The following is a 20,366-nucleotide window of genomic DNA, read 5'->3' on the forward strand; positions in this document are numbered from 1 at the left end:
GGGTGATTTTGCGCAAGATAAGGCGCGTGAAGTGACCTCACCCCCCGGCCCCCTCTCCTCGGGGAGAGGGGGAGACCATTGTTGGGGTAAGAGGTTGTTGTGGCAAGAGGGAGGGTAGGAAAGACTATTCATACCCTCATCCCTCTTTTTGTCAGGCTCCCCCTCTCCCCGAGGAGAGGGGGCCGGGGGGTGAGGTCAACGTATGTATTATAAACTACCGGTTAGCTAGTGAGTCCAGCGCTAGGTTCAGCTCCAGCACGTTCACCGTGGCCGGGCCGAAAAATACCACCAGCGGCTCGTGAATATGGGCTGCTACCAGCGCCCGCACGCGGGCTTCGGGTAGGTTGCGCAGGCGGGCAATGCGCCCTACCTGAGCATAGGCGCCGGCCGGCGAGAGGTGCGGGTCGAGGCCGGAGCCGCTGGCCGTCACTAGCTCGGCGGGTACTGAGCCTTGCTGGGTAGGGTTCTGGCGCAGAAACTCGCTTACGCGGGTGCGTACCGTGGATAGGTACTCGGGGTTGCTGGGACCTTTATTGGATCCGCCCGAGCCGTCGGCGTGGTAGTCTACGGCCGAGGGGCGCGAGTTGAAATACTCGGGCCGGTCAAACTTCTGGCCTACGTTGGCGAAGCCCACCACGCGGCCCTTATGCGACACCTGTACGCCCTGCCCGTGGCCGGGAGCGGCTTGAGCTACGGCCCATACCACGGCCGGGTAGAGTACGCAGCATACAATAAGGAGTACCAGCGTGAGACGGAAAGCAGGAAGCAAATGCGTTTTCATGGTTGTTAATGTTTGCTAGTAACTGTCATGCTGAGCTTGTCGAAGCATCTCTACCGCTTCGTTCGAACTACTTAAGCGATGCGAAGGCGGATTAGCATGACGTTCTTATTTTCAAATAATTAGCGCTGCGGTAGAGATGCTTCGACTACGGCTGCGCCTCCGCTCAGCATGACGGTCTTAATTCATGTTCTTTGACTACACAAAAAGCCCGACCACCAGGTCAATCAGCTTGATGCCGACGAACGGGACTACCACGCCACCTACCCCGTACACCAGCAGGTTGCGGCGCAGCAGCGCCGCCGCGCCTAGGGGTTTGTAGGCCACGCCTTGCAGGGCCAGCGGCACCAGGGCCGGAATGATGAGGGCGTTGAAAATCACGGCCGACAGAATGGCCGACTGCGGGGAGTGCAGCCCCATCACGTTGAGCGCGCCCAGGGCCGGAATGGCCGTCATGAACAAGGCCGGCACAATGGCGAAGTACTTGGCCACATCGTTGGCGATGCTGAAGGTGGTGAGCGTGCCGCGCGTCATTAGCAGCTGCTTACCAATCTCCACTACCTCAATGAGTTTGGTAGGGTCGTTGTCGAGGTCGACCATGTTGCCGGCTTCCTTGGCGGCCTGGGTGCCGCTGTTCATGGCTACCCCCACGTCGGCCTGGGCCAGGGCGGGGGCGTCGTTGGTGCCGTCGCCCATCATGGCTACCAGCCTACCTTGCTGCTGCTCGGCACGGATGTACTGCATCTTGTCCTCGGGCTTGGCCTCGGCAATGAAGTCATCAACACCGGCTTTCTCCGCAATGAACTTGGCCGTGAGGGGGTTGTCGCCGGTTACCATCACCGTTTTGATGCCCATGGCCCGCAGGCGCGCAAACCGCTCCTGAATGCCGGGCTTGATGATGTCTTGCAACTCCACCACGCCCAGTACCTGGTCGTTTTGGCTGACGACCAGCGGCGTACCTCCGTTGGCGGATACGGCCTGCACCCGTTCGGCTACTTCCGCGGGGTAGGGGTGGCCGGCTTTTTCGGTGAGCTGACGGATGGCGTCGGCGGCGCCCTTGCGGATGCGCGTGCCGTCGGGGAGAGTCACGCCGCTGCTGCGGGTTTCGGCCGTGAAGCGGATTAGTTCGGCGCCTTCCAGCCTGCCTTGCAACTGCTCGGGGCTGATCTGCTGCTCGCGGGCCAGGGCCACAATGCTCTTGCCCTCGGGCGTTTCGTCGGTGAGCGACGAGACGGTGGCGCCTTCTATGAACTGCCGGGCGTCTACCCCCGGTGCGGGCCAGAAGTGGGTGGCCTTGCGGTTGCCGATGGTGATGGTGCCGGTTTTGTCGAGCAGCAGCACGTCGATGTCGCCGGCCGTTTCCACGGCTTTGCCGCTCTTGGTGATGACGTTGGCGCGCAAGGCGCGGTCCATGCCCGCAATACCAATGGCCGAGAGCAGCCCGCCAATGGTAGTCGGAATCAGGCACACAAACAGCGCAATGAAAGCCGAAATGGCGATGGGCGTCTGGGCGTAATCGGCAAATGGGCTCAGCGTGACGCACACAATGATGAACACCAGCGTGAAGCCAGCCAGTAGGATGGTAAGGGCAATTTCGTTGGGCGTTTTCTGCCGCGAAGCGCCTTCCACCAAGGCAATCATCTTATCGAGAAACGACTCGCCGGGGGCCGTAGTCACCAGCACCACAATGCGGTCCGACAGCACCGTGGTACCGCCCGTTACGCTGGACTTGTCGCCGCCGGCCTCGCGTATCACCGGTGCCGACTCGCCCGTAATGGCCGACTCGTCGATGGTAGCCAGGCCCTCTACAATCTCCCCATCGGTAGGGATGATTTCGCCGGCTTCCACCACGAAAATCTGGCCTTTTTGAAGTTGCGCCGAGCTGATTTGCTGAAAGCTGCCGTTGTCGAGGCGCAGGCGGGCGGGCGTGTCCTGGCGGGTTTTGCGCAGGGAGTTGGCCTGGGCCTTGCCGCGTGCTTCGGCAATGGCTTCGGCAAAGTTGGCGAACAGCAACGTGAGCAGCAGCACCACAAATACCGTGAAGTTGTAGCCGAAGCTACCCTGGCTCGCATCGGGCCGAAACAGCAGACCCAGCGTGACAACGAGCATCACCACCGTGCCCAGTTCCACAGTGAACATCACCGGGTTGCGGAACATCGTGCGCGGGTTGAGCTTCACGAAGGCTTGCTTGGTAGCCTCCGCTACCAGCGCGGGTTGAAAGAGAGAAGACATATTATTAAGCTGTTAGCTGATAGCTGTAGGCTATTAGCTTTTAATAGAAAAAACAGAAGCTAGTGACAGTTGAGAATTGGGTAGCTTGTTGCTAGAAGGAAAGCTGACAGCTAACAGCCAGCAGCTAATAGCCAATTGAAACGTGCTCGGCCAGTGGCCCCAGCGCCAGGGCCGGGAAGAAGGCCAGGGCGGCGATAATCCAGATGACGAAGAAGACCATCAGGCCGAACGTGGCCGTGTCGAGGCGGAGCGTGCCGGCCGATTCGGGCGTGTACTTCTTGGCGGCCAGCAGGCCGGCAATAGCCACCGGCCCGATGATGGGTAGGTAGCGCGCCAGCAGCAGCACCACGCCGGTGGAGATATTCCACCAGGGCGTGTTGTCGCCCAGCCCCTCGAAACCCGAGCCGTTGTTGGCAGCCGAGGATGTGAATTCGTAGAGCATTTCCGAAAAGCCGTGGTAGCCGGGGTTAGCCAGCCAGCCGGCGTAATCCGCGGGGCTACGGGCATAGAGGTAGGCCGTGAGGGCCGTGCCGGCCAGAATCAGCAGCGGGTGCAGTAGCGCAATGATGACGGCAATTTTCATCTCGCGGGCTTCCACCTTCTTGCCCAATAACTCAGGTGTGCGCCCCACCAGCAGCCCCGAGATAAACACGGCCACGATGATGAACACGAAGAAGTTCAGGAAGCCTACCCCCACACCCCCATAAAAGGAGTTGGTCATCATGCCCAGCAGCGTGTTCATACCGGAGAGTGGCATCAGCGAGTCGTGCATGGCATTCACGGAGCCGTTGCTGGTGACGGTGGTGCTGATGGCCCATAGCGCCGAGGCCGGCGCACCCAGGCGCATCTCCTTGCCTTCCAGCGCACCCTGGCTTTGGTCGACGCCCATGGCGGTGAGGGCGGGGTTGCCGTGCATTTCCAGGTAGAGGGTAGGGAGTTGGAGTAGCAGGTAACCCGCTGTCATCACCCCAAACACCATCCAACCCAGGCGCGGGCGGCGCAGGTAATACCCCAGGGCCAAGGCCATGGCCATCGGAATGAGCAGGATGCCCATGTTTTCCAGGGCGTTGGTAAGGTAGGTAGGGTTTTCGAGGGGGTGGGCCGAGTTGACGCCGAAAAAACCGCCGCCATTCGTACCCAACTGCTTGATGCCGATGAGGGCAGCGGCCGGCCCGCGGCTCACCGCCGTGGTGTCGCCCTGCACCGTTACGAGGGACATTTTACCCTCCCACGTCATGGGCGTGCCCTGGAATACCAGCACCAGCGCCAGCGCCAACGACAGGGGCAGCAGCACCCGCGTGATGCTTTTCACGAAGTAGTTGTAGAAGTTGCCGAGCTTTTCCGTGGTGCCTTCGCGCAGGGCGTTGAACACCACCACGCACGCCGCCATGCCCGTGCCGGCCGTCACGAATTGCAGAAACATCAGGCAGAACACCTGCGAGAAGTACGTCACGCCCGACTCGCCGGAGTAGTGCTGCAAGTTGCAGTTCACCAGAAACGATATGGCCGTATTAAAGGCCTGATCGGCGGGCATTGAGGGGTTGTGGTCGGGGTTGAGGGGTAGGCTGCCTTGGGTGGTCAGCACCAGCATCGCCCAGAAGAACCACAGCAGGTTGATGGTGAGCAGCGCCAGCAAATGCTGCTGCCAGCGCATTTCGCGGGTAGGGTCGATGCCAGCCAGGCGAAACAGCAAGCGCTCCAGCGGCGCTAGAAAATCCGACCAGCTTGTATCGCCGCGGTAGATGGTGGCCAGGTAGCGCCCCAGCGGCACCGCCAGCAGCATCGTGGCACCCATTATCAGGAGGATGCCGAGAAGTTCGATAGTCATTGTAGTGGGTAGTTGTCAAGTGGTAGTTGTCGGGGTGAGACCTAGCGTGGATGACGCGCAGCTCACAGCCGGCAACTCGCAGCTAGAATTTTTCTGGCTTCAGTAGCACGTAGCTGAGGTAGGCGAAAGTGGCCAGAGAAAGCAGGAGCAGGGCAAGCATCATGGTAGGGTAGCGATAGAAGTCAGAACGCACCTTCAGATGCGCTCGAAAAAGGAAATGGAACGGTAGAACAGCCAGAAGCCGGCGCAACCAGTAGCCATAAGGAGCGGCAGAAGCAGGGGAGTAGACATATGCTTTTTGCTTGTATTGGTGATGCCAACCAGTGAGCAATTCCCAGCCCTACCACCATAGATTCTTGTGTAGTTGATATATAACTAGCTGATATGCAGTAATAAAAAATAAAATGCGCAGATCCTGCTACCCCATAAAGAAGGACACCGGACTAGCGTTTTGCTAGTCCGGTGTGCGAAATGCTAGTGGCTGAACAGAGTTGATTACCGCTAAACGCGTGCGGCCCCGCCGGGTAAGGCGTGGCCGCGAACAGCTGAACGAAATCTTAGAAGCGCCTGAACGGTGTAGAGACGCATATTTGCGTCTCGTCGTTGACCGATATCGGCCACACGGCGCGGACGACGAGACGCAAATATGCGTCTCTACACCGTCCAGGCGCAAATTCTCATTGGTGAACGTCCGCCGCTTGCATCGTTCAACGACGAGACGCAAGTATGCGTCTCTACATCGTTCGGACGCAAGGCAAATTTCTTACAACCCGTATTCCTGCAACTTACGGTAGAGCGTGGTGTGCGCGATGCCCAGTACCCGCGCCGCCTCGGCCTTGTTGCCGCCCGCTTCCACCATCACGCGCTGGATATGCTGCTTTTCGGCGTTGCGCAGGCTGCGCGGGTCGTCGGGGGTAGGGGCGTTGGTGGTGATGGCCAGCTGAATTTCCAGTGGCAGGTCATCCACGGCAAGGGCATGGTTTGGCGGGGTAAGAATGGAGGCGCGCTCCAGCACATTCTTTAGCTCGCGCACGTTGCCCGGCCAGGGGTAGGCTGCCAGCGCCTGCATGGCTTCAGGTCTGATTTCTAAGGGCTGGCGGCGCAGCTTGACCGCAAACTGCCGGGCAAAGTGCGTCACCAGCGCCGGCACGTCGGCGCGGCGGGCACTCAGGGCTGGCACCTGAATCGTGACGACTGACAGGCGGTAGTACAAATCGGGGCGGAAATGACCGTCGGCGGCTTCCTGGCGCAGGTTGCGGTTGGTGGCAGCCACTAGGCGCACGTTCACGCGGGTAGGCTTGCTGTCGCCGAGCTTGGTGAATTCCTGCGTTTCGAGGGCGCGCAGCAGCTTGGCTTGGGCGCCGGCTTCCAGCTCCCCAATCTCATCCAGAAACAGAGTGCCACCGCTGGCTTCTTCCATCTGGCCTTTCTTGTCAGTCAGCGCCCCCGTGAAAGCACCTTTCTTGTACCCAAACAGCTCCGATTCCAGCAAATCCTTCGGAAAAGCCGAGCAGTTGACAGCCACAAACGGCTTGCCCCGTCGCGGACTACCCTGGTGGATGGCTTGGGCAAACAATTCCTTGCCCGCGCCGGTAGGGCCTTCCAGGAGCACGGTAGCATCTGTGAGGGCCACTTGCTGCGCTACGGTTTTGGCCTGTTCCAAAGCCGGCGCGTGCCCAATCATCGAGTCGAAACTGTACTGCGTGCCTATCTTTTTTTCCAGCGTAGCCACGCGGTGTTGCAGGCGCGCTTTGTCGGCGGCGCGGTCTACCACCACCACCAGCTGGTCGTCGGCGTCGCCCTTGGTGAGGTAGTCGAAGGCGCCTTCCTTCATGGACCGCACGCCGTCGGCAATGGTGCCGTAGGCGGTCATGAGCACCACCTCGGCCAGGGGCGCCAAGGCGCGGTAGCGGGGTAGCAGGTCGAGGCCGCGACCGTCGGGTAGCTTCACGTCCGACAGCACTACCAGCACCTCCTCGGCGTGGGCGCGCAGCTCCTCCAGGCCGCGCTTAGCATCGGGGGCTTGGCGCACGGTGTATCCTTCTAGCTCCAAAGTGCGGGCAATGGCCTGGCGCAGCACGGCTTCGTCGTCGATGAGCAGAATGGTTCCAGTAGGCATAAGTAGGGGCGCGTAGCACGCGCCCATTGTTGCTAAGGTTGGTTTGAAAAAAATAAGACCGTCATGCTGAGCTTGTCGAGGAATCTCGCGTGCTGATGTGAGATACTATCTGTCGTCAGCACGCGAGATTCCTCGACAAGCTCAGCATGACGGTCTGGCGTCAGCTAATCGACTACAACCGCTCAATCACTATGCTACTTGCCCCACCGCCGCCGTTGCAGATGCCGGTTACGCCGATTTTACCGCCTTCCTGGTGCAGCACATTCACCAGCGTCGTCACGATGCGGGCGCCGCTGGCGCCCAGCGGGTGGCCTAAGCTTACAGCGCCGCCGTACACGTTTACCTTGGTGCCTTCCAGGTTCAGCAGCTTATTATTTGCCAGCGAAACTACCGAAAACGCCTCGTTAATCTCGTAGAAATCAACCTCCGACGCATCTACGCCGGCGTGCTTCAGCGCTTTCGGAATAGCTAAAGAAGGCGAGGTAGTAAACCACTCCGGCGCCTGCTCGGCATCGGCGAAACCGCGGATGCGGGCCAGGGGCGTTACGCCCAGCTCCTCGGCCTTTTCGCGGCTCATGAGTAGCACGGCGGCGGCGCCGTCGTTGAGGGTAGAAGCGTTGGCGGCCGTTACGGTGCCGCCGTCTTTCAGGAACGCAGGCTTCAGGCCGGGCAGTTTCGCAAAGTCTACTTTGAGGTATTCCTCATCGTCTTCTACCACCGTGGTCTTGCCTCGGCTGGTGATAGTCACGGGCACAATCTCGTCTTTTTTCTTGCCTTCCTGGGCCGCTTTGGCGCTACGGGTGTACGACTCAATGGCAAACTCATCCTGCTGCTCGCGGGTGAAGCCCATTTCCTTGGCCGTGTTTTCGGCCGCGTTGCCCATCGCGTAGTCGTGGTAGGGGTCCCAGAGGCCGTCGCGCACCAGGCCGTCAATCATCTGGCCATGACCATACTTCGCTCCAAAACGCGCTTTGTCGAGGTAGTACGGCACGTTGCTCATGCTTTCCATGCCGCCAGCCAGCACCACGTCGGCCTGACCCAGCATAATAGCCTGTGCACCGTACATAATGGCTTTGGTGCCCGAAGCGCACACTTTGTTCACAGTGGTGCACTCCACCGTGTCGGGGAGGCCGGCGTTGCGGGCCGCCTGGCGGGCGGGCGCCTGACCCAAATTGGCCGAAATCACGTTGCCCATAATCACCTGCTGTACTTGATCAGGCGATACACCGGCTTTATCCAAGGCCCCTTTGAGGGCAATACCGCCCAACTCCGTAGCCGAGAGAGAGGACAGACTACCGCCGAAACTACCAATAGGAGTACGAACAGCGGCTACAATTACTACGTCTTTGATTTGCATAACAAAAGGGTGGGGTGGGATTTAATGTGGTGATTATTGACGTGTTGATTCTTAAATGAGTTGATATGCTAACTAATTAATGTGTCGAAAATTGATTCGTACATCGCCACATCAAGAATCAACCTATCAACAATCACCACGCTGGTTTGTCGGAATCGGGTTTCTTTTCTGCTTTGTGCGGAATCTGCTGCAAATATTGCTGTTCGGCGGCGCCCAACGCGTTCAGGAGCTGTCGTGCTTTGTCGGGGCTGAGGTTCATCTGCTCCAAGCGGGCGCGTTGGGTCTGCAATTGGGATTCGTCGGTGGCCAGGTCGGTGCCGGCTCGCCGGCTAGCGCCCTGACGTGCGGTAGGGCCGGTTTCGTCGTTGCTGAGGCCGCGCACAGTACCCGGTGCGTTGCCCGTGGCTACCTCGCGCCGGGTGCCGCCACCCGGCCGAAAACCGCCCCGCGCTGCGGAGCCGGGCGCTGCATCGGGTTGGTTGGCGTTGGGCTGACCCTGCTGGTCGGCGCGGGGCTGGGGTGCATTACGCGGGTCGTCGGGTAAGGTAGGGTCGTTGCGCTGGCCTTGCTGTCCGGTGTCTGCCTGGCGTTGCTGCTGCTGTTGCTCCTGAGGTGGGGTAGGCTTTTTGGGAGCCGGGGCAGTAGGAGGCACAGCCGGCGGCGGTATGTCCGGCGACTGCTGCCGACGAGCCAGATAATCGCGGAGCAACTCATAATTATAACGGGCATCCGCATTGGTAGGAGAGGCAAGCAGCGCTTGGCGCAGCAACCTCACTGCCTGAGCATACTCGCCGCGCTGACTGGCCAACAGCGCCAGCTGCTGCTGCGCCACGCTGCGCACGGTGCGGGTAGGGCTGTCTAGCAGTTGGCCGTAGTAAGCGCGCGCCAGCGCCGACTGGCCGGCCCGCAGGCAAGAATGCGCCAGGTTCAGAATGATGGCATCTTCCGTAGCGCCATACTGCACCACGGCCGCCTGGTAGGCGCGCGCCGCCGCCGCAAAATCCTGCCGGGCGTAGGCTGCTTGCGCCTCCTGCACGGCCACGTTGCGATGATGAATGCGAGTGAGTTGATCTAGCCCACCGGCTCCACTGAGCAACAAAACCAGCAACAGAGCAAAGATTTTCACGGACGAATTATTTTCACAGTCAGCAAGATATCAACCCCCAAAAGCAATAGCGCCAGGGCCAGGGGGTAGCGGTAGCGGTTGTCAGCCACCGACACGGTACGTACCTGCTCGGCCTGGCCTTCCACCCGGTTTAGGGCATTCACGAGCAGCGGAAACTCGTTGCGCTGATCCGTTAACTCAAAATACTGCCCGCCGGTTTGTTCTGCCAAGCGGCGCAGCGTTTTAGGCTCCAGACGCGTAATAGCGTCGCGGCCATTTGCGTCGCGCACGTATCCGCCTTTGCGCGGAATGCGGCTCCCTTCGGGCGTGCCTACCCCCACAGTAAACAGTCGGGCGCCCGAGCGGGTCAGCTGGCGCACCGTGGGCTCCAGGTTTTCCCCGAAATCCTCGCCGTCGCTCACCAGCACCAATGCCGTGGCCCGGGGCGGGCTTCCCGCGGGCTGGGGCGTGGCACTTAGCCGGGCCAGCACCAAGTCCAACGCCGGCGCCAGATCCGTAGTGCCAGCAGGCAGCAAATTCGTCTGGATGGTATTCACAAACAGCTGCAACGCGCTCTGGTCATACGTCAGCGGACACTGCACGTAAGCATCAGCCGCAAATACCACCAACCCAATACGGTCAGCTTGAAACCGGTTGATCAATTCGCTCAGCTCGGCCCGCGCCTTTAGCAGGCGGGTAGGCGACACGTCGGGCGCATCCATGGAGCGCGACACATCGAGTAGCAGCCATACATCTTTGCCGGCCGTGCGTACGGGCTGTTGGGTGAGTCCATAGGCTGGACCTAGCAGCGCCACCAGCAGCAAGCTGAAATACGTGAGGCGCAGCACCAGCTTCCACGCCAGCCGCCAACCGCGCTGTTGGAGCGGGGCGGCTAGGCGCCACGTACGCACGGCGTAGCCCATGTATAAAAAAAGAAAGACCAGCAGCGCCGTCAGTTCGGGCCAGCCAAGAGGGTAGGCCCAATTCATTGAATTTTGCCCAAGCCGTTGGGTCTCATTTGATAAGGGGTTGCCCTCACGTTACTCATACTGGCAAATATAGCTCTTGCCAGGTAGCACGGCCTTTCCGACAACGCCGCCGCGAGGAAGATATTTTTTGAAAATGCTTGATTTCTCCATTCCAGTCGTATATTTGCGCACCAATCAGACGGAATAGCCGTCTTCTGGAGAGATGGGTGAGTGGCTGAAACCAGTAGTTTGCTAAACTGCCGTAGCTCTAAAGGCTACCGGGGGTTCGAATCCCCCTCTCTCCGCTGTTTGTAGTTAAGAATTATGAATTAATAATTAAAAATCATTTGGTCTACCAGAGCCGATTTTAATTGCTAATTATTAATTCATAATTCTTAATTGTTTTTCGGGGTGTAGCGTAGCCCGGTATCGCGCCTGCTTTGGGAGCAGGAGGCCGCAGGTTCGAATCCTGCCACCCCGACCCGTGCTGAAGCCGGCCGTCCGCCTAGCCGGACGGCCGGCTTTTTGTTTTTGGTCCCGTAGCTCAGCTGGATAGAGCAGCTGCCTTCTAAGCAGCCGGTCATGTGTTCGAATCACATCGGGGTCACGTAGCCTCTCAGAAATGAGGGGCTTTTTCTTGCTCTATACTCTGGAAACGCGGTTTTTGATGAGCATAGGTTAAAAGATGGTCTTACTTTTTTGATGAAATTGGTCTTACTATCTGTTTTTATAAGACCATGTTTTAGGAAAGTAGGACCAATAGTAGGGTAACTATCTTTTGTTATATTTTTGAATGTTGGCTTCAACGTCGGGAAAGTGGTCTCTCAGGATTGACGTTCGGGCGTTGGCTAATGTGATTCCCTTCTACGTCGGCTAAACGTTCGCTGGTGAGCCTATAAATGCAAAAACCGGCACTCATGGCCGGTTTCGTTGCATCGTCGGTGGTAGAGTAGGAGTCTAGTCCATGAGATTAACCATGATTCCTTTCGTGCTAGAAAAATATGCCACAAACTCGTGCTGAGGGTCACACAGAAAATCTACATGCTCATTGCTATTGAACAGTTGCTCTATAGCGTCGGCTAAGTCTGGTGCTGAGTGGTGGTAGACTTTTACTGCACTTGGCATTGTGGCTACCATCTTATCAAGTAGTAGCGTGTTGCGAAGGATGATATTAAACATAGTCTTAGTCCTCCTGCTCAGCTAAACGTTTTCCAGCTACATAATCCTCAATCTCAGTAGTAGCAATGTTGAGGAATAAACGCTTTGCCTCCTTTACGTCCTTCTCACGAACATCAAACATTTCAGCCTCAGTTTCACCAGCATTAAAGCTATCTATCCAAGCCTGTAGTAAAGATTCTGGTGTAATACATTCCTCAACACTTTCTAAGCAGTCGTAATACTGTGCTGAAGTTCTTATATTCTCAGACAGTCTTTCTCTAACATACTGCATGTACTTAATTGCGTGGCTGGTTTCTGTAAGTCTGTACATGGTCTTATTAGTTAAGTCTGTTGTCTAGCGTGTAAAGTGTTGATTCGATGCAAGGATTTCCGCCTTTTGCAGTTTCGTCATCAATTTCCTCCATTGTTTCTTTAGCGTTAATTTGCTCCAAGAACCACATAAAATCTTGGCGGCTGGGATGCATTACACTGGTATTTTCGTCCTCTTTGAATATCAGAAAATATCCATCAATCGCACCATATCGCACCGTCACTTTTTGTCCAGTTGCAAGACGTTGGCGGATTGTTTGTACAAATTCTTGTGTTGTTACTTTTCGTGATAGTTTCATGTTTTTATTGAGTGTGGTGAAATTCAAATTCTGAGAAGTTCTATTAAAAATTGGGTTTATGCCTCCTGTGGTTCTACTCCAAACGCTTCAGCATATTCAAGACGCTGGTTATCCATTTCCTCAAAGATTTCCATTGCCTCTTCTTTAGTAACTGGCTTTATATATTCCGTCTCACCTTGCATTCTGGTAGTGTGGTAGAGAAAGAAATTGCCTTTTTGAGTCTTATAGAGGTAGTCCTTGCTGAAATCACTCCCATAGGTTTGACCATTCCAAGCATCATCTCCTGCTACTAATGTGGCTGTTGCTGTGTTATACAGTTTGCCTCCGATTACTTTTTTCATTTTGTTGAATTATTAAGTGTTGTGAAAAAGAAAAGGCTCAGCTGGTCGGACCTCGCACGTCCTAACCAACCAAGCCTGCCACTATTAAAAGTGTTTCTTGTTTTATTTATTAACCAGTAGTGCGAGTACCAGCGTAAATCCAATATGTCTGTGTCGATTATTAAAACCAACGATGCAAAGATATTGGTGTTTAACGCTGCCTGTCAAGCCTCATTTATTAATTCGGAGAACATTATAATCTGGAAAACCGCGCCAAATAATTAGTTTTATTGTAATAATGTGGCTCTATTAATCAGAATCAAAGCCTTTTAGAATAATTCAGAGTTAATATTCAGATTTCCCTAAATGTTTCTTCCCAGCGTTTGACCAATATTCTTTTAATTATTATATATCTCATTAAACAATAAAAGGAACCTATTATGGCTCCCTTTATTCATCTGCTGTTATTGTAACCGATTAGCGGTAATTCTTATGATAGGTATCACTATTTATAATAGCAACCAATCCTTTACCACTAGCTGTTAGCGTACCTGAGAACTTATTAACCAAATCATCAACAGCGGCTTGGAGTCGTTGGTTATTCTCTTTTAGCTGCTGAATCTCTTTATAGAAATCAGTGTTCTTTAGATTTTCAGCAACATATTCAGTCATTTGACGCTTCTTTTTATCAAGCAGGAAATGTATCCTATGTTCTTCAGGTGTCATTTTCCGAACAATAATATTACTTCCCTCTATTTCGTGTTCCTGACCATCTTTGGTGAAGTTTAATACAATATCTTCTACAGAGTCAATTGTGTTAATTAATTCGTTTTCTTCACGCACTTGTATTAGTTTAAGTGTTAGCTCTTCAATGCTTAGTTTGTTTAGTTCGTCGTATGTCATAATATTATATGTTTAATGGTGTTACAGTCCAAACCTAAATACTCTTAAATCTGGTAACAGCCATAAATTATTAGTTATAAATTAGCGCAATGCCAATATTATTTTCAATCTTCTTTATTTCTATCTCCAAATCCAAAACAGAACTTTTTAGCATTTTAAGATATTGTTTCTTGTTCCTTACCTCTTGCTGCATATCCTGGATTTCCGATGGTGTATATTCCTGAGACAGAAAGTGTTCAATCCTTGTCATATTCGATAATTAAAAAGGGTCGTTATCATCTTCTTTTACCTTAACACCATTAACCTTTATTACCACGTCCTGAGCCACGGTGAAACTTGGACCTTTGATAATAGGATACTTTTCAGGTTCTAATTGATGCTTTATAGAATATATATTCCATTCTAGTTGGTGCTGTGTGTCCCAAATCATGCTAATCTGTCTGTCATTGCCACCTTCTTTTTCAAGAGCTTCAATGGCTTCAGCGTTGGATTTATATTCTTGCTCAAGGTCGTATAGCTCTTCAGATAGTCTCTCCATTTCAAGACGCTCCTGGTATTCCTTGTCTCGTTGCTCTATTTGCTCAGGAGTCATTGATTCTCTACGCTCCTTGAGGAATTTTTCAATTATATTCATCATCTTAGTTATTAATTAAATTTAGTGCGTCACGTAGGTTATTCTTAATACCTAGTTGGCGAGTTATTTTCAGGATTTCCATAGGCTTAAATAGTATGCAATTGGGCTTTAGCTGTCTGATATGCTTCATGGGCTTCTATCTCTGTTTTGAAGTATCCTAGATTTTCATTTTTACCATTTGTTTCTATCTGAGCCCTCCATTTGTTTCTATCTTTAGCCAAACTAACCCCAACATATTGGCTACTACTACCTTTAACTGAACTCGTATTGAATTGATTTTTCTGATTAGTAACCCAACGTAAATTGTTAACATTGTTATTTTGTCTGTTATGGTCAATATGGTCTATTTGTGGGGAATCGTTAAAATTTGGAATAAATGTATTTGCTACTAGTCGGTGGGCTAATTGACTTTTACTTTTACCATTAGTACATATTCCGAAATATTTATACCCACCTTTATGAGTCCCAGGTTTCAAATACTTTCTCCTTTTCTCAGAATAAACAGTCCCATCCGTAAAGACCGTGTAGTTATCATCTTCCTGAAGTGGTAGCCCAAGACTGTGATTACTAATCTTGATTGAGAAAATGTGGTTCTTAATTATTCCTTTGATTGGTTTTATTTTCATTAATTCAATTCTATTGGTATTCATTAGTACTGAGGAATCAAATTTTCTTTCGTTAGCTGTTCCCAGATGAAATACATACCTGGACTAGTGATTTCAATTGTGCGGTCAACAGAGGCAAAATATCCTTTATCCTTGTACGCTTCAGCAATATGATAACGTCCTCCGCTTTTGGTTAACATCTTACGCTCAACTAGGAACTTAAATAAACCTCTGATTCCATGTCTTAGAATACTAGCAGCAATACCAATAGTATAACTACCTTCTGCTTCCAACATATTATTAGTCCAATCAATTTTTTCTTGTCGGGTTGTGTTGGGTTTATGGCTTCCAACTGCGTCAGCATAAAGGGCTAGATTATTCAATGCCTCAGTCTTTTGTTTAAAGTGGGCTTCACAGCCTAGTTTAAAAATATAGGCGAGACTTTGTGGAATCCCATCATCATCATCTGCAAATAAGACGTTGGGTACAAAATATTCCCATGAATCTTTAGGTATGTAATCTGTGACCAATAATTTACCATCCTGTAATACTGCCAATCCGGTAAAATCTCCCACTTCTCTCTTGTAATATTTTTGTGAAACTTGCATATCGTTATTTGTTTTTTTGTTTGAGTTTAAAAGAAAGGGTGTCACATTTACAACACCCTTTCCGGTTATTAATTATTAGAAACCAGTTACCATTTTTAGAATAGACACATGGTAAATACCAACTTGACCATATTTAGCATCTGGTACGGAACGCTTTGGGAATTCTGAATCTTTACTCAGTGCTGAGGCTAATTTTCCAAGTCTTTGAGAATCACTAGGAGTAAGACTCTTATTATTTTTTCTGCAATAGTAGGAGACAGTGTAATAATCTTGTGGAGTTACATTGTTCTCGTAGGTATGTAGTAATTGCTTAACCTCCTGCTGAACGTCGGCCACGTCGGTTTCTACTGCTACCATGCGTTGTTCCTGGTGCTGTAGTGCCTGGATTGCTCCTGCTAGAATATCCAGCTGACTTTGTGGTTTGGCTGCTACCACATTCTGTACTGCTTTGCGGCACTGACTGTAGATTTCAAAAACTTCGCGGTTAGCACGTACTGAAAAATATTCAGCACACGAAACGGATAGCAGATAAACTATTTCTTTACTAGCTCCTACTTCTCGCTGCACCAATTGGATTACTGACTGATAATCAACACCTTCTATAAATTTCTTCTTGAGTGCTTTTACTGCTGTGTTTTTTCTACCATATCCGATAGGCCAAACATCATCAAGATTTACAGGGAATTTTTCACCAGACTTTTCAGCTTCGAAAATTGTTGTGAAATAATCCTTGAGCTTTGCGCTTTCTGTTAGTGAACCATCTGTTAGTTCAATTTTGATTAACTCTTGCATAACATTGTAATTTAAAAACCCTAGACCCTATTAGTTTAGCGGGCTGTTGGGGGTACTCTGAGCTATTCCTAGCATTTCTTCTATTACCTGTTGAGGGTAGAAGTATTTATTTTTGCATTTGTAGTGTGGAGGCAAGTTGTTTCGCATCCAATAATTTAGGTTTGTTATATAGTCCTTATATCGTTCCCCTATTTCATCTTCAGTCAATAATATCTGACCGTCAAACTCTTTCTTAATCTGTGTTTCGCTTATCTCCTGAATTCTACTGGTTTGTTTTTCCATGTATGTATGTGATATGAATCATAAGTATTTCGAATCATTTCTATTGCATTGCTAAAAAAAGCGGTTGTTACACCACTAGATTTAGAACTTATATGCAGAGTTAATTTTCTTCTAGACAAAAATACTAGCCTTTATTTTCTAACGTAATAGCTAGGTTGATATTTATTTTTCAATCTGTGTGTCTGGGATTATTAAAAGAGAACCGGGAACATGAAAAACCCGGCTCTCAATCAATAACTTTTAACAACAATATGAATTATGAAATAACAATAAGAAAACTGGAAACGGCTAAGACACCAAATTTCTTATTCAAAAATACCAGCGATTTATTTAGCGCGATAGGGGGTGGGTGAAAAATAATTAATGTCAATTTGTCAGCTCTGAATATTTAATAATTATTGTAATCCACGTCGGCTCAAGAGGGGAGGGGCCTACGTCGGGAAAGCTGTTAGATATTTGTCTAAACCATGTACCAACATCAATTCGATACTGTATAACGCACAAAAAAGCCCCAACCAATTACGGCTGAGGCTCTTAGGGCTGTTGCAAGAAAGTAGGAGTGGAGTTCTGTTAGCTGTTGAGAGCGTCTAGTTCAGCAAAATCCTCTTGAGACAATTCATCAAATACTAGATTCCTGTAGTTGAGGTTTTCAGGGTTACCATCTACGAAAACAAGTTTAGCATCTGGATTCAAAGGCACTGGCTTATTTTGATAATGTGTGTGCCATACGTTCGCTACCAGACGTGCTACAGGAATATTCAATACTAGGTGCGCTGTTTCTGGAATCATTAATTGTCCGGTTTCAACTTCCCGAACATTACCAAGTTGCGATACTTCATAATATGGTGCGTAAGGTATTGGTAACCAACGCTCAATTTCTACAATATTTTCCATAGCATTTCCCTGAATTCAGATGCTAATTTACGAAATAATATCCATAATCGTTTTCCTATATTTTCACTTTAAATTCTTAAAAATTAAAAAATCCAAGCTCCTATTCTCTGGAATATTATTCTCTTTATATTATTCTCCTTATTCTAGGCAGCGTAACTACTTGATTAACAGTTGGTAGTGAGGCTTGGATTGGTGCTGGTTACAAGATTGGTGGTTGTATACTACTGTAAAACAGGGTTTATCGTGGTGTCCCTTACTCATTAGATTGCTGTTTATTACTGTCAATTGGTATGTTTTACTCTACGGTGTTGCATATTACAAAAGTATTCGTACCTTTGTCTTGTAATCAACACCAAAGTACCATGAACACTATAGCCTGTCTCTCGAATCAGCTGGTGCGCCAACCTGGAACACCTATGACGCTGGCTGAGACTAAGATATTTATCAGTGCTCTACGACGGATACACAAGCGTAATGCGTTACCTGAGATTTCTATTCCAGTAAGTGAAGTGCTGCCGGTGGCGTCGGGCGCGGGTTACAAGATGGTGAGAGAGGCCCTAGAACGGCTGAATTCTCGCTTGTATGATGGGCAACCTCTATTTCTGGACCTACGGATAGAAGATGGTACTGCTACGATTCAAGGCCAGTTTAACAACCAAATGCAGCAACACCTAAAGCCAACTGGTGAATGCTCCTGTATCAACTTCACGCGAATACAATTCAAGAATGCCCATAGTTACCGTCTCCTGTGGCTTTTGGATTCGTGGAATAGCATCAAGGTCGAAATCATTCAGCCACTTGAGGAACTACGCCAATTCTTCTTTGCTGATACTTCTACCTACGCTGTGTTTGCCAACCTGAAGCGTCACTTTCTAGACGTGATTGAGGCTGATTTTAAGGCTGCTGGTTTGACGTTCTCCTATCGAGTGAAGAAGAAGGGTAGGAGCGTGGTTGCTATCATCTGGAAGACTCTGGAAGCACCAAAAGCCATACCTACTGAAGAGATACAGGAGAAGGAGGCTATCTGGGTAGATTGGTTGGAACGTCAGCCTCCAATTCTGAATGATTGCTATTCATGGCTCCTGAAATACAAGCTGACCAAACCTGAAGCATGGGACATTATAAAGATGGTGTGCAAAGACGCTAACAAGGCTAATAAGCTACAGGAGACTCTATACAAGGTGAGTGTCTACAAAGCTGGTAATGCCATAAAAGACCTAAGGAAATTGACTCTAACTTATGTCCGTAACTCTTTTAAAGATTGAGTTTGGAACTAATTGCGTAACTTGTGGGTTAACGCACTGGAACTATAATTAGCGCTGATTAAAGTTCTATTGACCTCAAAATCAGAGTTAAAATTCGTTAACTCTAAATGAGAAAGATACAATTATGAAGACCGTAAAAGAAAAAATTAACTGGACTGAGATAGTAGAAGCAATTGCTGCTGATAAGAAGCGCATTCGTGACCACTACGCTAATCCGCAAATCAATAAAATTAATGACATCAAATTTGTTAAAGCCTATCCCTTACAAGATTAAAGATTCTGAGAATGGTAAAGACTACTATTTTATAACAGATAAGGGATATAGATACAACCTCTACTACACTGATGCACAGGGCTATTTTGGAGACAATCCTATAGGTGAGAATAGCCTGACTTTTGGACTAGAATTAGTTGGTGGTGAGCTACCTAGGGGAATAGACCCAAGAATAGGCGCAACTGTAGCCAAATTCCTAGCTGGTACTTTCAATGCAGACACTACGCTGACTATTCTCTATGTCTGTGATACAAAGGATGAGAGAGAATTTAAAAGGGAAACAAGATTCGATAGATGGTTCAAGGAATATAATGATGGTAGTGTAGTGCAACGTAAAATTGCTAATAAAGCTAAATTACCTGCCTACTTATTCTACCACGTTAATCATCCAAATCCTAAAGCAGTCGATAACGCGGTTTTAGAAATAACGGAAAAGATTAACCAATATCTTCCATAGAATAAGAAAAGACCTCAACTAGCGCTAGTTGAGGTCTTTTCTTTTCTCTGCTGCACTCAAATTCTTGAGCCTTATGATTCCCTTCTCTTGATGCTAAAATGCTTGTGGTGAAGCTAAAATCAACATAAACACATAAGTTACTTGCGAATATGGATGATGCTTACGTAACCAAAATACTGACTGCTTATAATGAGCGAATGTATGAGATAACCGTTCGCAAGGAGGTTATTGATGCACTAAGAGAAGGGGAAAGGACCACTGGTTACAAAGGGACAAATACCGAAGTAATTGCACTTAACTTTCGTAAAACTGCTGAAATAATTGTGTATGCTAATTTGGCTGGTCATGAAGTTGAATATGCAAATCTATATCCTGGCTATCAGCACCATTGGCGTATTGAAGGAATAATAGAGAAAATAAAAGCATTCAATCCTAACTACTATCCACGAGCTGTAGAAGTTGCAGATGAGAAAGTGAATGGTAGTCGAAAGATAACAGACGTACCAGATGGTTTATGGATGACTGAAAATGAACTAATTGAGATGTATAAAATTTGCGGAGACTTGTTACATGCCTCAACACCGTTTAACCCACCAGTTGATATTGAAAAATATGAAGCATTATTCGATGATTGGTCCGTTAAACTAGTAAGATTATTAAATAACCATATAGTAGAATTAGCTGATGGTAAGCACGCTATCCTCACACAAATGGCTACTATTGAGGAAGGCACACCTAATTCTGTCTTTATGGGGCCGAAGACTCCAATAGTTACTAAAACAGAAAATCCCCAATCATAGCGATTGGGGATTTTTTATGAGATGCCGGTAGAATCTATTCAGCTGTAGCTACCTTCTTAGGTCTCCCTGGGCGTTTGGCTCCTTCAGCCGGGGTTTTCTTAGCCTTTGGTTCAGGTACGTAGGATGGGTCTAAAACAGCGTTGATTTCGTCCATCAAGACTGTTACCTTGTTTACATTCTTACGGACACTATTCAGTACGTTTTCATTCTTAGCTGCATTATCTACAAGCTGCTGGATTTGTTGGAGGTCGATTGCCATTGTGTTGTTTATTGTGTAATGAAAATTTTAAATGGAAGCAGATTTGAATCCTCTGAGCTTATTAGGTGGAAAGTTTCTTCTAAAATCTTTTCCAAATTC

The 20,366-nt window shown here is 49.7% G+C and carries 22 protein-coding genes and 3 tRNA genes; 6 read left to right on the forward strand and 19 right to left on the reverse strand.

The window, feature by feature from the left end; all coding sequences use genetic code 11:
- Nucleotides 1-214 precede the first annotated feature (214 nt).
- From kdpC to F1C16_RS05040, 8 genes are all read right to left on the reverse strand, one after another.
- A complete protein-coding gene (gene kdpC / locus F1C16_RS05005) occupies nt 215-781 on the reverse strand; it encodes a potassium-transporting ATPase subunit KdpC (protein ID WP_185283258.1) in 567 nt (188 codons plus the stop codon).
- 195 nt (nt 782-976) lie between these two features.
- Entirely contained in the window at nt 977-3,010 is a 2,034-nt protein-coding gene (kdpB, locus tag F1C16_RS05010) for a potassium-transporting ATPase subunit KdpB (protein ID WP_185283259.1), read from the reverse strand.
- 124 nt (nt 3,011-3,134) lie between these two features.
- The gene (gene kdpA / locus F1C16_RS05015) at nt 3,135-4,838 is read right to left on the reverse strand and encodes a potassium-transporting ATPase subunit KdpA (protein ID WP_185283260.1); all 1,704 of its coding nucleotides are present in this window, start codon (nt 4,836-4,838) and stop codon (nt 3,135-3,137) included.
- Between the two features lie 82 nt (nt 4,839-4,920).
- Entirely contained in the window at nt 4,921-5,031 is a 111-nt protein-coding gene (locus F1C16_RS05020) for a potassium-transporting ATPase subunit F (RefSeq protein WP_195809197.1), read from the reverse strand.
- A gap of 570 nt (nt 5,032-5,601) precedes the next feature.
- Nucleotides 5,602-6,957, reverse strand: coding sequence for a sigma-54 dependent transcriptional regulator (locus F1C16_RS05025; RefSeq protein ID WP_185283261.1), 1,356 nt, complete (start codon nt 6,955-6,957; stop codon nt 5,602-5,604).
- Nucleotides 6,958-7,129: 172 nt separating this feature from the next.
- On the reverse strand, nt 7,130-8,314 hold the full coding sequence (locus F1C16_RS05030; protein ID WP_185283262.1) for an acetyl-CoA C-acyltransferase: 1,185 nt from the start codon (nt 8,312-8,314) through the stop codon (nt 7,130-7,132).
- A 133-nt stretch (nt 8,315-8,447) separates the two neighbouring features.
- Nucleotides 8,448-9,440, reverse strand: coding sequence for a tetratricopeptide repeat protein (locus F1C16_RS05035; protein WP_185283263.1), 993 nt, complete (start codon nt 9,438-9,440; stop codon nt 8,448-8,450).
- Entirely contained in the window at nt 9,437-10,408 is a 972-nt protein-coding gene (locus tag F1C16_RS05040; protein ID WP_185283264.1) for a VWA domain-containing protein, read from the reverse strand. Before F1C16_RS05040 ends, F1C16_RS05035 begins: the two co-directional genes overlap by 4 nt.
- A 196-nt stretch (nt 10,409-10,604) precedes the next feature.
- Between F1C16_RS05040 and F1C16_RS05045 the strand changes: the two genes are divergently transcribed.
- From F1C16_RS05045 to F1C16_RS05055, 3 genes are all read left to right on the forward strand, one after another.
- A tRNA-Ser gene (locus F1C16_RS05045) sits at nt 10,605-10,692 on the forward strand.
- A 102-nt stretch (nt 10,693-10,794) separates the two neighbouring features.
- A tRNA-Pro gene (locus F1C16_RS05050) sits at nt 10,795-10,868 on the forward strand.
- Nucleotides 10,869-10,920: 52 nt separating this feature from the next.
- Nucleotides 10,921-10,994: transfer RNA gene (locus tag F1C16_RS05055), tRNA-Arg, on the forward strand.
- 576 nt (nt 10,995-11,570) lie between these two features.
- On the opposite strand, the gene F1C16_RS05060 is transcribed toward F1C16_RS05055, so the two are convergent.
- The 10 genes from F1C16_RS05060 to F1C16_RS05105 all read right to left on the reverse strand — a co-directional run bounded on the left by F1C16_RS05060 (nt 11,571) and on the right by F1C16_RS05105 (nt 17,212).
- Nucleotides 11,571-11,876: a hypothetical protein gene (locus tag F1C16_RS05060; RefSeq protein WP_185283265.1), complete on the reverse strand. Its 306-nt coding sequence runs from the start codon at nt 11,874-11,876 to the stop codon at nt 11,571-11,573.
- Between the two features lie 7 nt (nt 11,877-11,883).
- The gene (locus F1C16_RS05065) at nt 11,884-12,201 is read right to left on the reverse strand and encodes a hypothetical protein (RefSeq protein ID WP_185283266.1); all 318 of its coding nucleotides are present in this window, start codon (nt 12,199-12,201) and stop codon (nt 11,884-11,886) included.
- A 29-nt stretch (nt 12,202-12,230) separates the two neighbouring features.
- Nucleotides 12,231-12,515 (reverse strand): hypothetical protein, encoded by a 285-nt coding sequence (locus tag F1C16_RS05070; RefSeq protein WP_185283267.1) that lies wholly within the window; start codon nt 12,513-12,515, stop codon nt 12,231-12,233.
- 456 nt (nt 12,516-12,971) lie between these two features.
- On the reverse strand, nt 12,972-13,397 hold the full coding sequence (locus tag F1C16_RS05075; protein ID WP_185283268.1) for a hypothetical protein: 426 nt from the start codon (nt 13,395-13,397) through the stop codon (nt 12,972-12,974).
- A 259-nt stretch (nt 13,398-13,656) separates the two neighbouring features.
- On the reverse strand, nt 13,657-14,034 hold the full coding sequence (locus F1C16_RS05080) for a hypothetical protein (RefSeq protein WP_185283269.1): 378 nt from the start codon (nt 14,032-14,034) through the stop codon (nt 13,657-13,659).
- Between the two features lie 83 nt (nt 14,035-14,117).
- Entirely contained in the window at nt 14,118-14,681 is a 564-nt protein-coding gene (locus F1C16_RS05085; RefSeq protein WP_185283270.1) for an HNH endonuclease, read from the reverse strand.
- Entirely contained in the window at nt 14,681-15,244 is a 564-nt protein-coding gene (locus F1C16_RS05090) for a phage antirepressor KilAC domain-containing protein (protein ID WP_185283271.1), read from the reverse strand. The genes F1C16_RS05085 and F1C16_RS05090 overlap by 1 nt, the downstream gene beginning before the upstream one ends.
- Nucleotides 15,245-15,319: 75 nt before the next feature.
- Complete coding sequence (locus tag F1C16_RS05095; RefSeq protein WP_185283272.1) at nt 15,320-16,036, reverse strand: hypothetical protein; 717 nt, start codon at nt 16,034-16,036, stop codon at nt 15,320-15,322.
- A gap of 30 nt (nt 16,037-16,066) precedes the next feature.
- Nucleotides 16,067-16,318 (reverse strand): hypothetical protein, encoded by a 252-nt coding sequence (locus F1C16_RS05100; protein WP_185283273.1) that lies wholly within the window; start codon nt 16,316-16,318, stop codon nt 16,067-16,069.
- A gap of 570 nt (nt 16,319-16,888) precedes the next feature.
- The gene (locus F1C16_RS05105) at nt 16,889-17,212 is read right to left on the reverse strand and encodes an NUMOD4 domain-containing protein (RefSeq protein WP_185283274.1); all 324 of its coding nucleotides are present in this window, start codon (nt 17,210-17,212) and stop codon (nt 16,889-16,891) included.
- A 362-nt stretch (nt 17,213-17,574) separates the two neighbouring features.
- Here F1C16_RS05105 and F1C16_RS05110 point away from each other — a divergent pair, with 362 nt between their 5' ends.
- From F1C16_RS05110 to F1C16_RS05120, 3 genes are all read left to right on the forward strand, one after another.
- On the forward strand, nt 17,575-18,477 hold the full coding sequence (locus tag F1C16_RS05110) for a replication initiation protein (RefSeq protein ID WP_185283275.1): 903 nt from the start codon (nt 17,575-17,577) through the stop codon (nt 18,475-18,477).
- 197 nt (nt 18,478-18,674) lie between these two features.
- Complete coding sequence (locus F1C16_RS05115; protein WP_185283276.1) at nt 18,675-19,208, forward strand: DUF6169 family protein; 534 nt, start codon at nt 18,675-18,677, stop codon at nt 19,206-19,208.
- A gap of 149 nt (nt 19,209-19,357) precedes the next feature.
- A complete protein-coding gene (locus tag F1C16_RS05120; protein WP_185283277.1) occupies nt 19,358-20,008 on the forward strand; it encodes a hypothetical protein in 651 nt (216 codons plus the stop codon).
- Nucleotides 20,009-20,042: 34 nt separating this feature from the next.
- Here the strand turns inward: F1C16_RS05120 and F1C16_RS05125 are convergent, their stop codons facing one another.
- Nucleotides 20,043-20,267: a hypothetical protein gene (locus tag F1C16_RS05125; protein WP_185283278.1), complete on the reverse strand. Its 225-nt coding sequence runs from the start codon at nt 20,265-20,267 to the stop codon at nt 20,043-20,045.
- Between the last annotated feature and the right edge of the window lie 99 nt (nt 20,268-20,366).

The organism is Hymenobacter sp. NBH84, assembly GCF_014217645.1.
GTDB classification, from domain to species: domain Bacteria; phylum Bacteroidota; class Bacteroidia; order Cytophagales; family Hymenobacteraceae; genus Hymenobacter; species Hymenobacter profundi.